Genomic DNA, 17906 nt, shown 5'->3' with positions numbered 1-17906 from the left:
AATACGCTGGCCGGGGAACGGAGATTTCGTGGGCTTATGCGCCGATAAGGGCGCAAGCCCTCTATAAAGGCGCCAAGCTATATTCCTGCAATATATCGAGGTTGCCCACCAATGAATCATATCCAGAACATGAAGATTGCGACCAAGGTGGCGGCGCTGCTGCTTTTTCTCGGCCTGCTGCTGGTTGGCATCGCATTGATCGGGAACCGCACCGCTTCGGGAATCAGTCAGGATTACCGGCAATTGGTGGATCACACGCTGCCGGGAACGACCGATATCGCGCGCGCCAACCGGCGCGCGATCGAGCTGGTATATATCGGCGCGCAATCGCTGGCGTTCGAGCCGGGATCGGCGCAGAGCAGGGCGCTGCGACCGGCGCTTGAAAAAGCGCATGAACGCGGCGGCAACAATCTTTCGGACGCGCTGAAGACCGATCCCGCCTTCGATCGGAGCGTGCCCGAACTGCGCGGCTATTTCGACGAAGCCCACCGGCTTGCGCAACAGGTGCTGGTGCTTGCCAATGCGGGCCGCACCGCGCAGGCGCGCGCGACGCTGGTGCAGGCGGATGCGCAACTTCAGAAATTCACAGACGCGGTTTCGGATATCACCTATAAACGCGTCGAATCCGGGGATGCGCGTACCGCCGCCATCGAAGCGCGGGTGACCCGCGATGCGCGCATGCTGCTGATCTACAGCCTGATCGCGGTCGCGCTTGGGCTGGGCATCGCAATTCCGGTCGCGCGCCGAACCATATCGCGCCCGTTACAGCGGCTTCGCGCCGTGATGGGCGATCTGGCCGGCGGCAATAACCGGGTAGAGGTAGCGGGCACCGATCGCGGCGACGAAGTGGGGGAGATGGCGCGAACCGTGCTGGTATTCCGTGACAATGCGCAGGCGCAGGAAAAGGCGGAGGCGGAAAAGATTCGCGCGAGCGCCGAACAGAAAGAGGTGGTGGAAACGCTCGGCACGCATCTGGGCAGCGTCGCGCAGGGCGATTTGACCGCAAAGATCGATGCAGAATTTCCCGCCGACTATGCCGCACTGCGCACCAATTTCAACGCCGCGCTGGACAGCCTGTGCGAACTGATCAGCGCCGTCGTGGCGGGCACCGCCGAAATTCGCAACGGTTCGATCGAGATTGCAAGCGCGTCGGATGATCTTGCCGCGCGTACCCAGAACAACGCCGCCAGCCTGGAACAGACATCGGCGGCGATCAGCCAGATGAACCAGCGGCTGCGGCAAAGCGCATCGGCGGCGACGCAGACCGTCGATCGCGCCGGTCAGGCGATGACCACCGTTGGCAGCGGACGCAGCGTCGTCGATCAGGCGGTTCAGGCGATGGGCCGGGTCGCCGAAAGCGCCGAAGGTATCGATACGGTGATCGAGGGACTGGACAAGATCGCGTTCCAGACGCGCGTATTGGCGATGAACGCCGCGGTCGAGGCCGGCCGGGCGGGCGAGGCGGGCCGTGGCTTCGCGGTCGTCGCCGACCTCGTCTCCGCGCTGGCCATGCGTGCGGAGGAAGAGGCGAAGCGCGCTCGCGAACAACTGACCGTCACCCAGTCCGAAGTGGGAGTCGCGGTCGATGCGGTGCGCAAGGTCGACGATGCGCTGGCCAACATCACCAAGGATGTGCAGGGCGTCACCGGCCTGCTCGACGCGCTGGCAAGCGACAACCACGCGCAATCGACGGCGATAGGGGAAGTATCCTCGGCGGTCGAGGATATGGACGGGGCGACCCAGCGCAATGCCGCGATGGTCGAGGAAATGTCCGCCGCGGCGCGCAGGCTTGATGAGGAAGTCGATACGCTTTCCGCACGCGCCGGCGCGTTCCGCGTGGCGGGGCGTTCGCCGGCCGGCTCTGCAACGCGCGACGATAAGGCGCTTCCCGATATGAAAACGATCAAGCCGCTTCCCGCCGCCGCGCTTCCCGCGCTCAAGGCGCCGAACAATGGCGATTGGGCATCGTTCTGATCGCCATTGAACGCGCACCGGGAATGATCGTGCGCTTGTAATTCGTCATTCACCGCTCCATTTATACCCCCCAAGGGTATCTGGAGCGGCGAATGAACGAAGTACGCAAGGCAACCGTCAACCGGCTGAAACGGATCGAGGGGCAAGTCCGCGGGCTTGCCCAGATGCTGGAGGAAGACCGGTATTGCATTGACATTCTTCACCAGGTTCAGGCGGTTAAGGCCGCGCTGGGCAAGGTCGAAAGCGCGGTGCTGAAAGACCATTCCGCGCATTGCGTTGCCGATGCCATCGCCTCCGGCGACCCTGCCGAACAACAGCGCAAGTTCGGCGAACTGGTCGATCTGTTCGAAAAGGTGAAGCGATGAACGACAAAAGCGCCGCCGCGAAAACGGGCGACAGGATCGCGAGCGTGTATCGGATGGTGATGGACAAGCATGTCTGCCCGTTCGGCCTGAAAACGCTCCATCTGTTGAAAAGTCAGGGCTATCGGATAGACGACCATCATCTTGAAACGCGCGCGCAAACCGATGCTTTCAAGGAAAAATACGACGTAAAGACAACGCCGCAAACCTTTGTCGGCGGGGAGCGTATCGGCGGTTACGACGATCTTCGCCGCTTTTTCGACAAGCCGGTAAAGGATCCCAAAGCCACCAGCTACCGGCCGGTCCTTGCGATTTTTGGCATGGCGGCGGCAATGGCGCTGGGCGTAAGCTGGCTTGTCAGCGGCGCGCTGGTCACGGCGATGGCGGTCGAGCTTTTCATCGCGATTTCGATGTGCCTGCTTGCCGTACAGAAATTGCAGGATGTCGACGGCTTTGCGACGATGTTTCTGGGCTATGACCTGCTTGCCAGGCGCTGGGTGCCCTATGCCTATCTCTACCCATTCGGCGAAGCGCTGGCCGGAGTGTTGATGATCGCACATGCGCTCGACTGGATTTCGGTGCCGATCGCGCTATTCATCGGCGGTGTCGGTGCGGTGTCGGTTTTCTACGCCGTCTATGTTCAGAAGCGCGAATTGAAATGCGCCTGTGTCGGCGGCGGATCGAATGTGCCGCTCGGCTTTGTGTCGCTGACCGAAAATGTCATGATGGTTGCGATGGGGCTGTGGATGCTCTTCACCTGACCGCTTCACATTTGCTTGGGTCCGGGAACGCGCCGCAGGACTGGTTCGCTGTTGGCGGCATCGCGACAGGAGGCGGCATGGGCTATCTGAAGAACGGCGAATGGCATGACGAATGGGATCATAACGACAGCGAAAGCGGCGCGTTCGAACGCGACGAAAGCGTTTTCCGCAACTGGGTGACGCCCGACGGCGCGCCCGGTCCGCACGGCGAGGGCGGCTTCGCGGCGCAACCGGGCCGATACCGCCTGTATATCTCGCTCGCCTGTCCTTGGGCGCACCGTGTCAATGTCGCTCGTCATCTGAAAGGGCTGACCCAAACGATCGAACTGATCGTCGTTCATTGGCGGATGAAGGAAGGCGGCTGGTCGTTTCGAAACGGTGAATGCGTCACGCCCGACCCGCTGATGAACGCAGCGTATCTTCACCAGATATACACCGCCGCCAAGGCCGATTATTCGGGCCATGTAACCGTGCCGCTACTGTGGGATACGCAACGCGCGACGATCGTGAACAATGAAAGCGCTGATCTTGTGCGCATGTTGGGAAGCGCGTTCGACGGGTGTGGCGCGAACGATCTCGACCTGTATCCGGCGCCGCATCGCGGTGAGATCGATGCGCTGAACCAGCGCGTGTACGATGCGGTCAACAACGGCGTGTACAAGGCGGGTTTCGCGACGACGCAGCGCGCCTATGACGCGGCGGTGGCGCCCTTGTTCGCAATGCTCGACGAACTGGAAGAACGGCTGGCGGGCAAAGGCTGGCTGGTCGGCGACCGGCTGAGCGAGGCCGATATCCGGCTATGGACCACGCTGATCCGGTTCGATCCCGTTTATTACGTACACTTCAAATGCAACATACGGCAGATTGCGGAGTATCCGAACCTCGCCGCCTTTACCCGTCGGCTATATGCGCTCGACGGCGTGGCGGAGACGGTGAATTTTCACCACATCCGCCACCATTATTATGAAAGCCATACCCATATTAACCCGCACGGCATCGTTCCGCGCGGCCCAGATCCCCTGATCCCCGGCAGCGCGCCATAGGCAGATAACGGCGCTCACCCGCCGGTAATGACAATCGGGTGAAATCCGCTACGCTGGCCGAATGACGCTCGAACAGCTTCGCATCTTCGTAGCCGTTGCGGAACGCGAGCACGTCACGCGTGCGGCGGAGGCATTGGGCGTTTCCCAATCCGCGGCGAGCGGCGCGATCGCGATGCTGGAGGCGCGCCATGACGCGAAGCTGTTCAGCCGGGTGGGTCGCGGTATCGAACTGACAGAAGCGGGCCGGTTCTTTCTAGGCGAGGCGCGCACGGTGCTGGCGCGCGCCGCCGAGGCGGAGATCGCGCTAAGCGAATTTGGCGGGCTGAAGCGGGGCCATCTGCGCCTCGTCGCCAGCCAGACGATCGCCGCCTACTGGCTGCCCGAACGGCTTGCCGCCTTTCATCGCCGCTATCCGGCAATCGAACTGTCCGTCGCCATTGCCAATAGCGAAGGCGCGGCGCGGGCCGTGCATGACGGCGAGGCGGAGCTTGGCTTTATAGAGGGAAATATCGACGATCCGGCGCTGGCGCACTGGCCCGTCGCATCCGATCAAATGATACTGGTCAGTCGGTCCGGCGCCGATGCGATTACCGATGCGTGGCTTCGTGCTGCGCCATGGATCATGCGCGAACCGGGGTCGGGCACGCGTTCGACGCTGGAAGCGGCGCTGCGCGAACGCGGCGTCGATCCGCAGGCGCTCAACATCGTGCTGACGCTGCCTTCGAACGAGGCGGTGCTGGCGGCGGTTCGGGCGGGCGTCGGTTGCGCCGTCCTTTCCCGGCTCGTCGTGACGTCGGCGCTGGATGCGAAAGTGCTTACCGCCCTGCCGCTCGACCTGCCCGCACGGCCGTTTTTCGGACTGCGCCAGAAGGAGCGCTATCGAAGCAAGGCAGCCGACGCGTTGCTGAACGTGATCCAGGATGTCGAGACGGGATCGATTACCGATTGATTGGTTCAGGTGATCGGAATCATATGATCTGATCGTTGGATTAAGGCGTTGTCACGCTTCATCTCCTTCTTCGTGAAGGAGACCATACCGTGACCGACGCCATCTTGCCCCCTCGCCGCGTGATGAACGGCACGAAGCTGTTGCCGGGACTGATCTTGTGCATCGCCGTGACCGGCGTGGCGTTCGCGCTCCAGCGGGTCGAAGAGGCGCTGTTCGGTCGGGTGTGGCTGGAGGCGCTGGTACTCGCAATCGTGACGGGAACGCTTTTGCGCAGCCTGTGGACGCCCGATCGTCGCTGGTTTCCGGGGATCGCGTTCAGCGCCAAATTCCTGCTGGAGCTTGCAGTGGTACTGCTGGGAGCGACGGTCAGCGGCGCTACGATATTTGCGGCAGGGCCGGGCCTTTTGCTGGGTATCGCCGGGGTGGTGATGATCGCGCTCATGGCCAGTTTCGCCATCGGACGGCTGCTGCGTCTGCCGCCGCGCATGGCGTTGCTGGTCGCGTGCGGGAATTCGATCTGCGGCAATTCTGCCATCGCGGCGGTCGCGCCGGTGATCGGCGCTGACGGCGATGATGTCGCCGCCTCGATCGGGTTCACCGCCGTGCTGGGTGTGGCGGTGGTGCTGGGACTTCCGGTGCTCGGTTTCGCGCTGCATCTTGGTGCGATTCCCTATGGCGCGCTTGCCGGTTTGACCGTTTATGCCGTGCCACAGGTGATTGCGGCGGCCACGCCCGCCGGGGCGGCGGCGGTGCGGATCGGCACGCTCGTCAAGCTCGTCCGGGTGCTGATGCTCGGCCCGGTCTGCCTCATGCTGTCGCTCGTCGCTGCGAAGCTGCGCGAGGAACCGGACGAGCCGTTGCCCCAAGTCACGACTGGAGAGCGTCCGGCGTGGGGGCACCCCCCGATCCATCATTTCGTGCCCTGGTTCATTAGCGGGTTTCTCATCCTCGTGGCCTTGCGTTCGATGGACCTGATTCCCAACGCCGCACTCGCCCCCGCGAACCGGATCGCGACGCTGCTCACCGTGGTGTCGATGGCAGCGCTCGGCCTCGGCGTGGATATCCGGACGGTCGCGCATGCCGGGGGCCGGGTCACCGCCGCGGTCGTGCTGTCGCTACTCGTTCTCGGCGGTATCAGCCTCGGCCTCATCCACGTGCTTGGCCTCGCCTGATGCGGCGCGAGGCGCAAAACGACGTCCCGTGACGAATCAAAAAAATTCGTGCAATCGATTGTATGCGTAATCGATTGCACGTAAAGCGCTGGGCGTCGCTTCACGGCGACATAAACAGATTAATCCACTCGCGACAGGCGGGGGAGCCAAAGGGGAGGAAGTTTATGAAGCGTGATTTCGCTTCCGATATCCGCGCAAAACAAGCATTTCTCGTCGGGGCAAGCTCGCTCGCGCTTATCATCGCGGCACCCGTCTGGGCGCAGACCGCAACCGGTTCGACTGCGAGCGAACAGACCGATCCGGCGCAAAGCGATTCGGATCAGGGCGATACCGAGACGCAGACGGCTAAGGACGGCGTTGCGACGACAACCACAACGACCGGCGACGATATCGTGGTGACCGGCTTCCGCCAGTCGCTTGAAAGCGCCGTGGCCGAAAAGCGGCTGAGCAATCAGGTGGTCGAATCAGTGACCGCCGAAGATATTGGCAAGCTGCCCGATGCCTCGATCGCTGAATCGATCGCGCGCCTGCCGGGGCTTACCTCGCAGCGCGTGAGCGGCCGGTCGAACCAGATTTCAATTCGCGGTTTTTCGCCCGATTTCTCGACCACGCTCCTCAACGGCCGCGAACAGACCTCGACCGGCGACAATCGCGCGGTCGAATATGACCAATACCCCTCCGAAGTCGTCAATCAGGTGCTGGTCTACAAAACCGCCAACGCCGCGCTGATCGGTCAGGGCCTGTCGGGCACGGTCGATCTGCGCACGATCCGCCCGCTCGAATACGGCAAGAGTGTCGTGTCGATCGGCGCGCGCGGCACCTATGCCGATATCGGCAAGCTGAATGCCGGATCGGATGACAAGGGCTATCGCGTCAACGCGACCTATGTCGATCAGTTCTTCAACGACACGCTTGGTGTGTCGTTCGCCGCTGCATATCTGCACGAACCCTATCAGATTCAGGAATTCAACAGCTGGGGCTATGCCCAGACCGATGACGGCAACGATGTAATCGGCGGATCCAAATCCTATGTCACGTCGACGGTACTGAAACGCCTTGGCCTGCAGGGCACGGTGGAATGGCGGCCGACGCCGCAACTCACCATGACGGTCGATGGGTTCTATTCCGATTTCAACGACGATCAGATCAAGCGCGGCATTGAACTACCACTAGGTTACGGCGCGAACGGCACATCGCTGCTCACCGCCGACACGGTGGAAAACGGTCTAGTGACTTCCGGCACGTTCAACAATGTCGAAGGCGTGGTGCGCAACGACAGTTTCCAGCGCAAGGCGAAGCTCTATTCATTCGGCTACAATACCAAATGGGAAGGCGACAACGGTTGGACCGCGCAGGCCGATCTAAGCTATTCGCGCACTGACCGTGAAGAGATCGTCCTCGAAAGCTATAGCGGCACCGGCTACGGCGCTGGCAATGGCGCGACCGACGATATCGGCTTCACCACCGGAAGCACCGGCACCGTCTTTACCCATAATCTCGATTATTCGGACCCGAACCAGATCTTTCTGACGGACTCGCTGGGCTGGGGTGGCGACACCGAGCAGGCGGGTTATTACAACGATCGCGAGATCACCGACGAGATCAGCCAGTATCGCCTCGAGGTCGAGAAGGAAACTTTCGGCAGTCCGATCTCGAAAGTGCGCTTCGGGATGAACTATACCAAGCGGACCAAGCAGCTCACACCGACGCAATATTTCCTTGTGCTGGCCAGCGGCGCCAATGAAGAGACGCTGCCCGAACAATATCAGCTCAGCCCCACCAGCATCACCTATCTGGGTCTGGGGCCGATCCTCAGCTATGATCCGCGCGACCTGCTTGACGGCGGGGTTTATTCGCTGGTGGCGAATAACAGCAATGATGTCATCGCTTCGGGCTATCGCGTTCGCGAAGATGTGATGACCACCTATCTTCAGGGCGATATCGATCAGATGATCGGAGCCGCTCGGCTGACCGGGAATGTTGGCGTGCAGGCGGTGTTTACCGAGCAGAAGTCCTCGGGCCTGATCTATAATGGCAGCGAGTTCAATCCGATTACCCGCGGAACGGATTATGTCGATGTTTTGCCCAGCCTGAACCTGTCGCTGCGCCTGCCGACTGACTGGGTATTCCGTCTGGCGGTTGCTCGCCAGATGCAGCGCCCGCGGCTCGACGATATGCGCGTCGCCAACGGCTATGGCTATAACACGCAGGAGATGATTCTCACCGGTGGCGGTGGTAACCCCTATCTGCGTCCGATCCGATCGAACTCCGCCGATTTCACGGTCGAAAAATATTTCGGCAATACCGGCTATCTTGCAATTCAGACCTTTTACAAGGACCTGAAGAGCTTCGTGTACAACCAGGAGGTGAGCTACGACTTTTCGGGCTACCCGCTGCCCACCGGCATCAGCGAGGATGATCTGGTGTCGCGGATCGGCCGCAACACGATTCCCATTAACGGCGATGGCGGAAAGATTTACGGTGCAGAACTTGCCGGAACGTTGCAGTTCGGCGAACTTGTCGGCGCGCTGGACGGGTTTGGTGCGACCGGCGGTCTTTCCTATACCAAGACCAAGATCCGCCCTGATCCCGACAGTGATCCCGAAGATATTCCCGGCTATTCGAAATGGGTGGCCAACGGCACGATATTCTTTGAAAAATGGGGACTCAACGTTCGCGGCAGCGTGCGTTATCGCTCGAGCTTTGTCGGCGAACTGTCGGGCTTCGGTGCGCAGCGGGTCCGTCGCCGGGCGCGCGACGAAACGATCGTCGATGCGCAGATCGGGTATGATTTCAAGACCGGCCCGTTCCAGAATGTGTCGCTGTTCCTGCAGGGGCAGAATCTTACCGACGAGCCGTTCGTGACGATCAACGGCACCAACGACATGGAAGTGATCGACTATCAAAGCTATGGTCGCCGCTTTCTGGCGGGGGCCAGCGTCCGCTTCTGATCTGCCACGACGGGGCGGGGGTATGCCATGAATATTGCCCCGCCCTGCGATCGCGGGGGGATCCGGTCATGGCGGACAGCGCGCACACCAATATCGTGATCGCCGGGGGCGGCACCGCCGGCTGGATGGCGGCCGCCGCCTTTGCCCGGTTTTTGCCGCGCGGCGTGGCGATCACGCTTGTCGAATCGGATGCCATTGGCGCGGTCGGCGTCGGTGAAGCGACGATTCCGCAAATCCGGCTGTTCAACCGCAATCTGGGAATTGATGAGGGCGATCTGCTGCGCGCCACGAACGGCACGATCAAGCTGGGCATCGAATTTGTCGATTGGTCGGGGAAGGGCAGCCGCTACATCCATGCGTTCGGCACGATCGGCCGCGCGCTTGGGCTCGTTCCGTTTCACCACTACTGGCTGCGCCACGCGCAAGCCGGCGGGAACACCAGCCTGTGGGACTATAGCGTTGCGGCGCAGGCTGCTGCTGCGGATCGGTTTGCCCCCGAACCCGGTCGGCCCGACCTCCCCAGCGGTCTAGCCTGGGCCTATCAGTTTGACGCGATCCGCTATGCCGCTTTTTTGCGCGATTATGCCGAAAAGCGCGGGGTGCGGCGGGTCGAAGGACGGATAGGCGATGTCATGCTCGACGGAAGCGGTGCAATCGCATCGCTGCGGCTGGAGGATGGCCGAAACATCGCAGGCGATTTCTTTCTCGATTGCACCGGCTTTCGCGCGCTTTTGATTGGGGGGGCGCTTGGGGTCGGCTATGACGACTGGCGCGAATGGCTTCCCTGCGACCGTGCGCTGGCGGTGCAATGCGCTTCCGTGACGCCGCTAACCCCCTATACCAGAGCGACTGCGCGCGAGGCGGGGTGGCAATGGCGCATTCCGTTGCAGCACCGGACCGGCAACGGTCTGGTATGGTGCAGCGCCTATCAGGACGATGGCGTGGCGGCCGACACGCTGCTCGCCAATCTTGATGACGATGCGCTGGGCGACCCGAAACCGCTGCGGTTCACCACCGGCATGCGGTGTGCAACATGGCGCAGCAATTGCGTCGCGCTGGGCCTTTCAGCGGGTTTCCTCGAACCGCTCGAATCTACGAGCATTCACCTTATCCAGTCTGGTATCGCTCGGCTGCTCCAGCTGTTTCCCGCCGACACGCCGAATCCAGCGGAAATCGCGGAATATAATCGCCAGACGCAACGCGAATGGGAATCGGTTCGCGACTTCCTGATCCTGCATTATCACGCCAATGCGCGGCCCGAACCCTTCTGGGCCGAATATCGCCGACGTGCGTTGCCCGATGCACTCGCGCAGCGCATTGCGCTGTTCCGCGCCAATGGTCGCCTGTTCCGCGAAGGCGATGAATTGTTCACCGAAGTCGGCTGGCTTCAGGTGCTGCTGGGGCAGGGGATCATGCCCGATGGCTGTCATCCGATCGCGCAGGCGCTGCCGATTGCCGACCTCGATCAGTTTCTCGGGGCGGCGCGGCGGCACGTCGCCAGCCTTGTCGAGCGCATGCCTGGCCATGCCGACTATCTGCGCCGCCATGCACCCGCCACACCGTCCGGAGAGATGTCATGAAAACCGCGTTCCTCAGTCTTTTCGCGCTCGGCTGCGCGCTCGCCGCTCCTGCGCAGGCGCAAAGCGGGGATGGTGAAGCGACCGGGTTTCGTGACCGTCTGCCACAGGACGAGGTGATTTATTTCGTGCTGCCCGATCGGTTCGATAACGGCGATACCGCGAACGATCGCGGGGGATTGCGCGGCGAACGGGATGTGACAGGCTATGATCCGACCGATACCGGCTATTATCATGGGGGCGACCTGAAAGGGCTGATCGGGCGGCTCGGCTATCTGCAGGATATGGGGATCACCGCGATCTGGGTGGCGCCGGTATTCAAGAACAAGGCTGTGCAAGGCGGCGAAGGCCATCGATCGGCCGGCTACCACGGATACTGGATCACCGACTTCACCCGGATCGACCCGCATTTCGGCAGCAACGCAGATTTCAAGACGCTGGTCGATGCGGCGCACGCGCGGGGCATGAAAGTATATATGGATATCGTGGTGAACCACACCGCCGATGTCATCCAGTATCGCGAATGCCGAACAGGGCCATGCGATTATCGCAGCATCGCCGACTATCCCTATGGTACGAAAGGCGGGGTGGACGGCACGCCGATCAATCCCGGTTTTGCGGGCGATGGCGTTGCGACGCGCGAAAACTTTGCGAAGCTGACCGATCCGGACTTCGCCTATACCCCGTTCGTGGCGGCGTCGGAGAAATCGGTCAAGGTGCCCGCCTGGCTCAACGATCCAATCTATTATCATAATCGCGGCGATTCCAAATTTGCCGACGAAAGCAGCACGATGGGCGATTTTTCGGGTCTGGACGATGTGATGACCGAAAATCCGCGCGTGGTTGATGGCATGATCGACATTTTCGGCGGCTGGATCGATACGTACGGCGTCGATGGGTTTCGCATCGATACCGCCCGGCATGTCGACAAGGGCTTCTGGAAACGCTTCGTTCCCGCCATGCAGGAAAGGGCGCGAGCGAAGGGTATTCCCAATTTCACGATGTTCGGCGAAGTGGCGCTTTTATCGAGCGATCCGGGCGGGATCGCGATCTACACCCGTTACGGCCTTCCCGCGGTACTCGATTTCGCCTTTCGTCAGGCGATCGTTGACACGGTCGCCAGCGATGGTGCCACTGACGTGTGGGAAAAGCTTTTCGACGGCGATGCGCTGTACGATCACGGTTTCGATACCGCGGTCACGCTACCGACCTTTACCGGCAATCACGATTTCGGGCGGTTGCCCATGTTCATCGAAAAGAACTTTCCCGATGCGGATTCGGCGGAAGTCATGGCGCGCGTCAAGCTCGCCAACGCGATGCTGCTGACGCTTCGCGGCGTACCGACCATCTATTCGGGCGATGAACAAGGCTTTGTCGGCGACGGCGGTGATCAGGGCGCGCGCGAAGATATGTTCGCAAGCAAGGTCGCAAGCTATAACGACAACGATCTGCTCGGCACCGATGCTACCACCGCCACCGATAATTTCGACAGGACGCACCCGCTTTATCGTGAAATCGCGATGCTGGCGCATCTGCGCACCGCCACACCGGCGCTGAGGCGCGGGAGGCAGGTGTTGCGCGAACGCGGCGACAAGCCGGGGCTGCTTGCCATTTCACGATTCGATCCGGAGAGCGGGAAGGAGGTGCTGCTGCTGTTCAACACCGCGCGCCAACCCGTCGACCGGCTTGTCCATGTCGAAACCGCCTCGCAGCGCTGGCAGGGTCTGGCGGGCGACTGTGCGCCGACATCCGCCGCGCCGGGAAGCGTGCGCGCCAAACTTCCCGCCTTCGGCTATGCGGTGTGCGCGGCGAAGTGACATGCGAATTGCGAAGTACGCCGATCGACGGCTAACCGATATAATTCATGCGCAAAGAGAGGGTATCATGACCATCAGCGGCAAATTTTCATTTCTGTCGGGCATCGCGGCGGTGGCCCTGGTCGTTGCGCCCGCATGTGTTCAGGCCGCGCCGGTTCAGGCGAGCGCGCAGGCGGACGGAGCGTTCCGCCCGCTTGCCAACGGGGTGACATTCGCGCGCGGCGAATTGATGATGCAAGTCACTGCGCTCACTCAGGACATTGTGCGTGTGCGGATCGCGCGCGATGGCAAATTCGCCGAGGATGCGAGCTGGGCGGTGCCCGCCGATGCGCGCGCGCAGTCGGTGCGGGTATCGCCGCTCGCCGACGGGTTCGCGACGAAGACCATGCGCGTGCATATCGATCCCGCCACCGGCGCGCTGACCGTCACCGACCTTCAGGGCAAGGTCATCACCGCCGACAAGGCAGATCCGGTCACGCTGGACGGCAGCAGCTTCACCCTGCGCAAGGCGATGCCGCAATCGGAACATTATTTCGGGATGGGCGACAAGACGGGGCAGCTCGACCGGCGCGGTTACAGCTATGTCGACTGGAATACCGATGCGTTCGGTTTTTCGAGCAGCGCCGATCCGATCTACAAATCGATCCCCTTCTTCATCGGCGTCGGCGGGGCGGGCGGAAGCTACGGCATCTTCCTCGACAACACCTGGCGCACATGGTTCGATTTCGGGCATCGCGATGCCGATACGCTGGCGTTCGGCGGGCCTGACGGGCCGATTGATTATTACATCATCAACGGGCCGAGCACGGCCGAAGTCGTTCGCCGCTACACCGACCTTACGGGCAAGGCGCCGCTGACGCCCAAATGGGGGCTGGGCTATCAGCAGTCGCGCTACAGCTATATGAGCGCCGACGAGGTGCGCGGCATCGCCGAGCGGCTGCGCAAGGAGCAAATTCCCACCGACGTCATCTGGCTCGATATCGATTTTCAGGATCGTAACCGCCCCTTCACCGTCAACAAACAGACTTTCCCCGACCTGAAAGGTCTGGCGAGCGACATGGACGATGACGGGATAAAGCTGGTCGCGATCACCGATCTTCACATCGCGAAGGTCGATGACGGCAGTTACAGGCCCTATCAAACCAACGACCGCTGGGTGCGCAACGCCGACGGATCGACCTATGTCGCGCCAGTATGGCCGGGCGATTCCGTGTTCCCCGATTTCACCACGAAACAGGCGCGTGCGTGGTGGGGCGGGCTATACAAGGAGTTCCTGAACGACGGCATCGCCGGTTTCTGGAACGACATGAACGAACCTGCGATTTTCGATACGCCCACCAAGACCATGCCGCTCGACAATATCCATCGGATCGAAAGCGACGATTTCGCGACCCGCGACGCCAGCCATGCGGAGATTCACAATGTCTACGGCATGGAAAATACGCGCGCTACGTTCGAGGGGCTGAAAAAGCTGCGGCCCGACATGCGTCCTTTCGTAATGACGCGGGCGAGCTATGCCGGCGGGCAGCGCTATTCGGTGACATGGACGGGCGACAACAGTTCGACCTGGGACCATCTCAAGCTGGCCGTACACCAGCTCATCAATCTGGGGCTGTCAGGCTTTTCATACAGTGCGGCGGATGCGGGCGGTTTTGCCGGTGGGCCGAGTGCCGATCTGCTAACCCGCTGGTTCGAAATCGGCGCGTTCATGCCGGTGTTCCGCGACCATTCGGCCAAGGGAACGCCGCGTGCCGAACCCTGGGTCGACGGGGAAAAGCATCTTGCGATCCGCAAGCGGTTCGTCGACGAACGCTACAGGCTGATGCCCTATCTGTATGGGCTGGCCGAACAGAATGCGCGCACCGGCGATCCCATCATGCGGCCGGTCTTCTACGACTATCCGGCAGCGATCAATTCGCCATGCGACCAGTCGATGGTGTTCACCATGGGAGCCGATCTGTTGATCGCGCCGCCGCCCAATCCGGAATCGCCGCGAAGCTATGACGTGTGCCTGCCCGCGGGCGGCTGGTACGATTACTGGACCGGAAAGCCTGCCGCCGGGGTGGCGGGGCCGGAAAGCCGTGCGAAGCTGGCCGCCGGCGATGTTCAGGGCGATCAGCAGGGTGTTTCGCGGGTCGAGGAAACGCCCAGGCTCGACTATCTGCCGGTGTTCGTACGGGCGGGCACGATCCTGCCGCGCCAGCCGGTGGTCCAGAGCACGGCCGAGGTGCCCGACGGGCCGCTGTCGCTCGACGTGTATCCCGGCGATGACTGTCATGGCACGTTATATGCCGATGACGGTGTGACGGTGGATTACCGCAAGGGGCAGTATTTCCGCCAGATGGTACGCTGTACGCGCGCTGCCGATGGCGGGCTGACCATTGCGTTCGACGATCCGCAGGGCAGCTATTCGCCGTGGTGGAAAACGATCGCGGTGACCGTGCACGGCTGGGATGGCGGCAGCGGCGTGACCCGCGCCGGGCGCACGGTGCAGGCGAATGCCGATGCCGATGCACACACCCTGACCTTTTCCATTCCCGCTGCGCAGGCGCGAGGAGAGATTCGTATCGCCGCGCGCTGATCGCTACACGGTATTTCGAATCCCTGCCGCCAAGCCGCGTCGTGACCAACGCGGTTCGGTGGCGCCTGCGCTTTCTTCGCGCGAAAACCTCCGTGCCCTGCCTGTCGGGGCCGAACGAAAGAAACGAAGCGATGCAGATTGATACCGGCAATGTGAGTTCGACCGAAGCCGTTCCCGGCGACGATGCTCCGGCACAGGGGGTGAACGCCCCCGACCTTCAGATATTCGTTTTCGCGCTGTTCTTCATCTTTGGCGGCATCACCAGCCTGAACGATGTGATCATTCCGAAGCTGAAGGATTTGTTCACGCTCGGCTATGCGCAGGCGATGCTGGTGCAGTCCGCCTTTTTCGCTGCCTATTTCTTCATCTCGCTGCCCGGTGCGCGCATCGTTCAGCGCGTCGGATATATGCGCGGCGCGGTGGTGGGGCTGCTGACGATGACGGCGGGCTGTCTGCTCTTCATTCCGGCATCGAAAATGGGCATCTTCGGGGTGTTCCTGCTGGCATTGTTCGTGCTGGCGGCGGGGATAACCATCGTTCAGGTGGTGGCCAATCCGCTGATATCGCTGCTCGGCAACCCGCGGACCGCGCACAGCCGGCTGACCTTTGCGCAGGCGTTCAATTCGCTCGGCACGACGATCTTTCCCTTTGTCGGTTCGATCGTGATTCTGGGTTCGCTTGCCGATGTCGATCGCTCGACGCTGTCGCCCGCCGGGCTTGCCGCCTATCGCGCGCAGGAATCGCAGGTCGTCGTGCACACCTATATCGGCCTTGCCATCGCGCTGCTGATCGTAGCGGCGGTGGTGTGGACGCGCCGCAATCGCTTGCAGGAACGGCAGGCGCGCGTACCGATGGGTGCCGCGTTCCAGCTTCTGCGCCGCCCGCGCTTCGCGTTCGGCGCGCTGTGCATATTCCTGTATGTCGGGGCGGAGGTGACGATCGGCTCGCTCATCGTCAACTATCTGATGCAAAGCGACGTTCTGGGCCTGGGTGAGCAGGCGGCGGGGCAGCATGTGCCGCTTTACTGGGGCGGTGCGCTGTTGGGACGTTTCCTTGGCGCCGCAATCCTTCGTGCCTTTTCGCCGGGCAAGGTGCTGGCGACGTTCGGCATGGGGGCGATCGCGCTGGTGCTCATTTCGGCGAACAGCAGCGGTATCGTCGCGGGCTATACGCTGCTCGCGGTCGGACTGATGAATTCGATCATGTTTCCGACGATTTTCAGCCTGGCAAGCGAAGGGCTCGGCGCGCGCGCCGCCGAAGGATCGGGCATCATCTGCGTCGCGATCGTCGGCGGGGCTATCGTGCCGCCGCTTACCGGCCTGCTCGCCGATGTGAACGGCCTGCAGTTCGCATTGCTGCTGCCTGCGCTTTGTTATCTGGTGATTACCAGCTTCGGCCTTTATGCCCGTCGTCCGGCACCCGAGCTTGGCGGGCTAGCCGCGTCGCGCGCATAGGACAGGGCGATGTCGAAACCGGTCGAAACCTTGGCGGATATCGCGGCGCTGGCCGGCGTCACTCCCGCCACGGTTTCACGTGCGCTTGCCGACAGCCCCCGGATCAGCGAGCAGACGCGCGCGCGTATCCGGGGGCTTGCCGAAAAACACGGATTTCACATCAATCAGACCGCGCGCAATTTGCGCATGGGGCGGACCCGTTCGATCGCCTGCGTCATTCCGCTCGGCCATGAAAGCGCCCAGCGCGTATCGGACCCTTTCTACACCGCGTTGATCGGCAACCTGATGGACGGGCTGGCGCAGCGCGAACACAATATGCTGCTTTCCGCCGTCACCCCCACCGATGAAAACTGGCTCACCAGCCTGTCGCGCGGGGGAAGCGTCGATGGCGTGATCGTGCTTTGCCAGTCCAATCAGGAACCGGTGCTCGAAGGTATCGGCAAGCACTATCAGCCGCTTGTGGTGTGGGGGGAGGCGGGTCCGGATAGCAGCTATTGCTGCGTCGGCACCGATAATGTGCTTGGCGGCAGGCTGGCCACCGATCATCTGCTTGCGCAGGGTCGCCGCCGTATCGCCTTTGCCGGGATGCACGACATTCCCGAACTGTCGGCGCGCTATGCCGGGTATCTGGAGGCGCATCGCGAACATGGCGTGGATGCGGGGCCGACAATCGCGGTGCCGCTGGCGCTGGATCACAATTCGCCGATGCTTCGCGAAACGCTTAAATCTCTCGAACCGGTCGACGGCATCGTTGCGGCATCGGACATGATCGCGATGGGAATCTTGCGTGCGATGCAGGAACTGGGTCGCCGGGTGCCCGATGATGTCGCGGTGGTCGGTTATGACGACGTTTCGCTCGCCGCTTACAGCTTTCCGCCGCTCACCACGATCCGGCAGGACCTGAAAGTGGCGGCGGAAACGCTGCTCGACCGGTTGTTCGCGCGGATGGAGGGGCGGGATGCGGGGTCGGTGAAAATTCCGCTCCGCCTGATCCGGCGAACCAGCGCGTGATCCGGCGTGTTTCATCGGCGTCCGCCATTGCCTAACATTACAGTTGCATATTGATTGGAACTCTGAATCAATAGGTTTCCATGGTGAGGGGGCCGTGGATGACGGGCGCATCAATCGAGACGACACTGGAGCTATGGGCAACGTCTTTGCGCGATGTGAAGGCGCGGATGGGCAGCCTGTTCACACAGGCTCGGGTAGCGGCATCGGCCAATCTGTTCCTTGATGGCCTGTTGGGTGATGAGCGGCGCAAGACG

12 protein-coding genes and 1 pseudogene are annotated in these 17906 nt (G+C 62.0%); all 13 read left to right on the top strand.

All coding sequences use genetic code 11. The annotated features are described in order from the left end of the window. Positions 1-111 precede the first annotated feature (111 nt). The gene (locus KY084_RS09680; protein ID WP_246587036.1) at positions 112-1974 is read left to right on the top strand and encodes a methyl-accepting chemotaxis protein; all 1863 of its coding nucleotides are present in this window, start codon (positions 112-114) and stop codon (positions 1972-1974) included. Positions 1975-2066: 92 nt separating this feature from the next. After that, the gene (locus KY084_RS09675; protein WP_219238263.1) at positions 2067-2339 is read left to right on the top strand and encodes a metal-sensitive transcriptional regulator; all 273 of its coding nucleotides are present in this window, start codon (positions 2067-2069) and stop codon (positions 2337-2339) included. After that, positions 2336-3097, top strand: a complete 762-nt coding sequence (locus tag KY084_RS09670; protein WP_219238262.1) for a MauE/DoxX family redox-associated membrane protein — start codon at positions 2336-2338, stop codon at positions 3095-3097. The genes KY084_RS09675 and KY084_RS09670 overlap by 4 nt, the downstream gene beginning before the upstream one ends. A 77-nt stretch (positions 3098-3174) precedes the next feature. Continuing rightward, a complete protein-coding gene (locus KY084_RS09665) occupies positions 3175-4140 on the top strand; it encodes a glutathione S-transferase family protein (RefSeq protein WP_219238261.1) in 966 nt (321 codons plus the stop codon). A gap of 61 nt (positions 4141-4201) precedes the next feature. After that, positions 4202-5089 carry a LysR family transcriptional regulator gene (locus KY084_RS09660; protein ID WP_219238260.1) on the top strand — a complete coding sequence of 296 codons (888 nt, stop codon included), beginning with the start codon at positions 4202-4204 and terminating at the stop codon, positions 5087-5089. 89 nt (positions 5090-5178) lie between these two features. After that, positions 5179-6261 (top strand): YeiH family protein, encoded by a 1083-nt coding sequence (locus KY084_RS09655; RefSeq protein WP_343227992.1) that lies wholly within the window; start codon positions 5179-5181, stop codon positions 6259-6261. A 164-nt stretch (positions 6262-6425) separates the two neighbouring features. Beyond that, positions 6426-9212, top strand: a complete 2787-nt coding sequence (locus KY084_RS09650; RefSeq protein ID WP_219238259.1) for a TonB-dependent receptor — start codon at positions 6426-6428, stop codon at positions 9210-9212. 68 nt (positions 9213-9280) lie between these two features. Continuing rightward, a complete protein-coding gene (locus KY084_RS09645) occupies positions 9281-10792 on the top strand; it encodes a tryptophan halogenase family protein (RefSeq protein WP_219238258.1) in 1512 nt (503 codons plus the stop codon). Beyond that, on the top strand, positions 10789-12606 hold the full coding sequence (locus KY084_RS09640) for an alpha-amylase family glycosyl hydrolase (RefSeq protein ID WP_219238257.1): 1818 nt from the start codon (positions 10789-10791) through the stop codon (positions 12604-12606). The genes KY084_RS09645 and KY084_RS09640 overlap by 4 nt, the downstream gene beginning before the upstream one ends. A gap of 67 nt (positions 12607-12673) precedes the next feature. Beyond that, a complete protein-coding gene (locus KY084_RS09635) occupies positions 12674-15187 on the top strand; it encodes a glycoside hydrolase family 31 protein (protein ID WP_219238256.1) in 2514 nt (837 codons plus the stop codon). A gap of 131 nt (positions 15188-15318) precedes the next feature. Further along, on the top strand, positions 15319-16641 hold the full coding sequence (locus KY084_RS09630; protein WP_219238255.1) for a sugar MFS transporter: 1323 nt from the start codon (positions 15319-15321) through the stop codon (positions 16639-16641). Positions 16642-16650: 9 nt separating this feature from the next. Beyond that, positions 16651-17652: a LacI family DNA-binding transcriptional regulator gene (locus tag KY084_RS09625; RefSeq protein ID WP_219238254.1), complete on the top strand. Its 1002-nt coding sequence runs from the start codon at positions 16651-16653 to the stop codon at positions 17650-17652. An 80-nt stretch (positions 17653-17732) separates the two neighbouring features. Continuing rightward, positions 17733-17906, top strand: a pseudogene (locus KY084_RS09620) (IS701 family transposase); the annotation flags it as partial.

The organism is Stakelama flava, from assembly GCF_019351405.1.
Lineage (GTDB): Bacteria > Pseudomonadota > Alphaproteobacteria > Sphingomonadales > Sphingomonadaceae > Sphingomonas > Sphingomonas flava_A.
This window is presented reverse-complemented; position numbering and strand designations above follow the sequence as displayed.

Excerpts from the sequence above, each read along its gene's own strand:
- KY084_RS09665 (WP_219238261.1), top strand. The coding sequence starts at position 3,175 with ATGGGCTATCTGAAGAACGGCGAATGGCATGACGAATGGGATCATAAC.
- KY084_RS09645 (WP_219238258.1), top strand. The coding sequence starts at position 9,281 with ATGGCGGACAGCGCGCACACCAATATCGTGATCGCCGGGGGCGGCACC.
- KY084_RS09630 (WP_219238255.1), top strand. The coding sequence starts at position 15,319 with ATGCAGATTGATACCGGCAATGTGAGTTCGACCGAAGCCGTTCCCGGC.
- KY084_RS09625 (WP_219238254.1), top strand. The coding sequence starts at position 16,651 with ATGTCGAAACCGGTCGAAACCTTGGCGGATATCGCGGCGCTGGCCGGC.
- KY084_RS09670 (WP_219238262.1), top strand. The coding sequence starts at position 2,336 with ATGAACGACAAAAGCGCCGCCGCGAAAACGGGCGACAGGATCGCGAGC.
- KY084_RS09635 (WP_219238256.1), top strand. The coding sequence starts at position 12,674 with ATGACCATCAGCGGCAAATTTTCATTTCTGTCGGGCATCGCGGCGGTG.
- KY084_RS09680 (WP_246587036.1), top strand. The coding sequence starts at position 112 with ATGAATCATATCCAGAACATGAAGATTGCGACCAAGGTGGCGGCGCTG.
- KY084_RS09675 (WP_219238263.1), top strand. The coding sequence starts at position 2,067 with ATGAACGAAGTACGCAAGGCAACCGTCAACCGGCTGAAACGGATCGAG.
- KY084_RS09660 (WP_219238260.1), top strand. The coding sequence starts at position 4,202 with ATGACGCTCGAACAGCTTCGCATCTTCGTAGCCGTTGCGGAACGCGAG.
- KY084_RS09650 (WP_219238259.1), top strand. The coding sequence starts at position 6,426 with ATGAAGCGTGATTTCGCTTCCGATATCCGCGCAAAACAAGCATTTCTC.
- KY084_RS09640 (WP_219238257.1), top strand. The coding sequence starts at position 10,789 with ATGAAAACCGCGTTCCTCAGTCTTTTCGCGCTCGGCTGCGCGCTCGCC.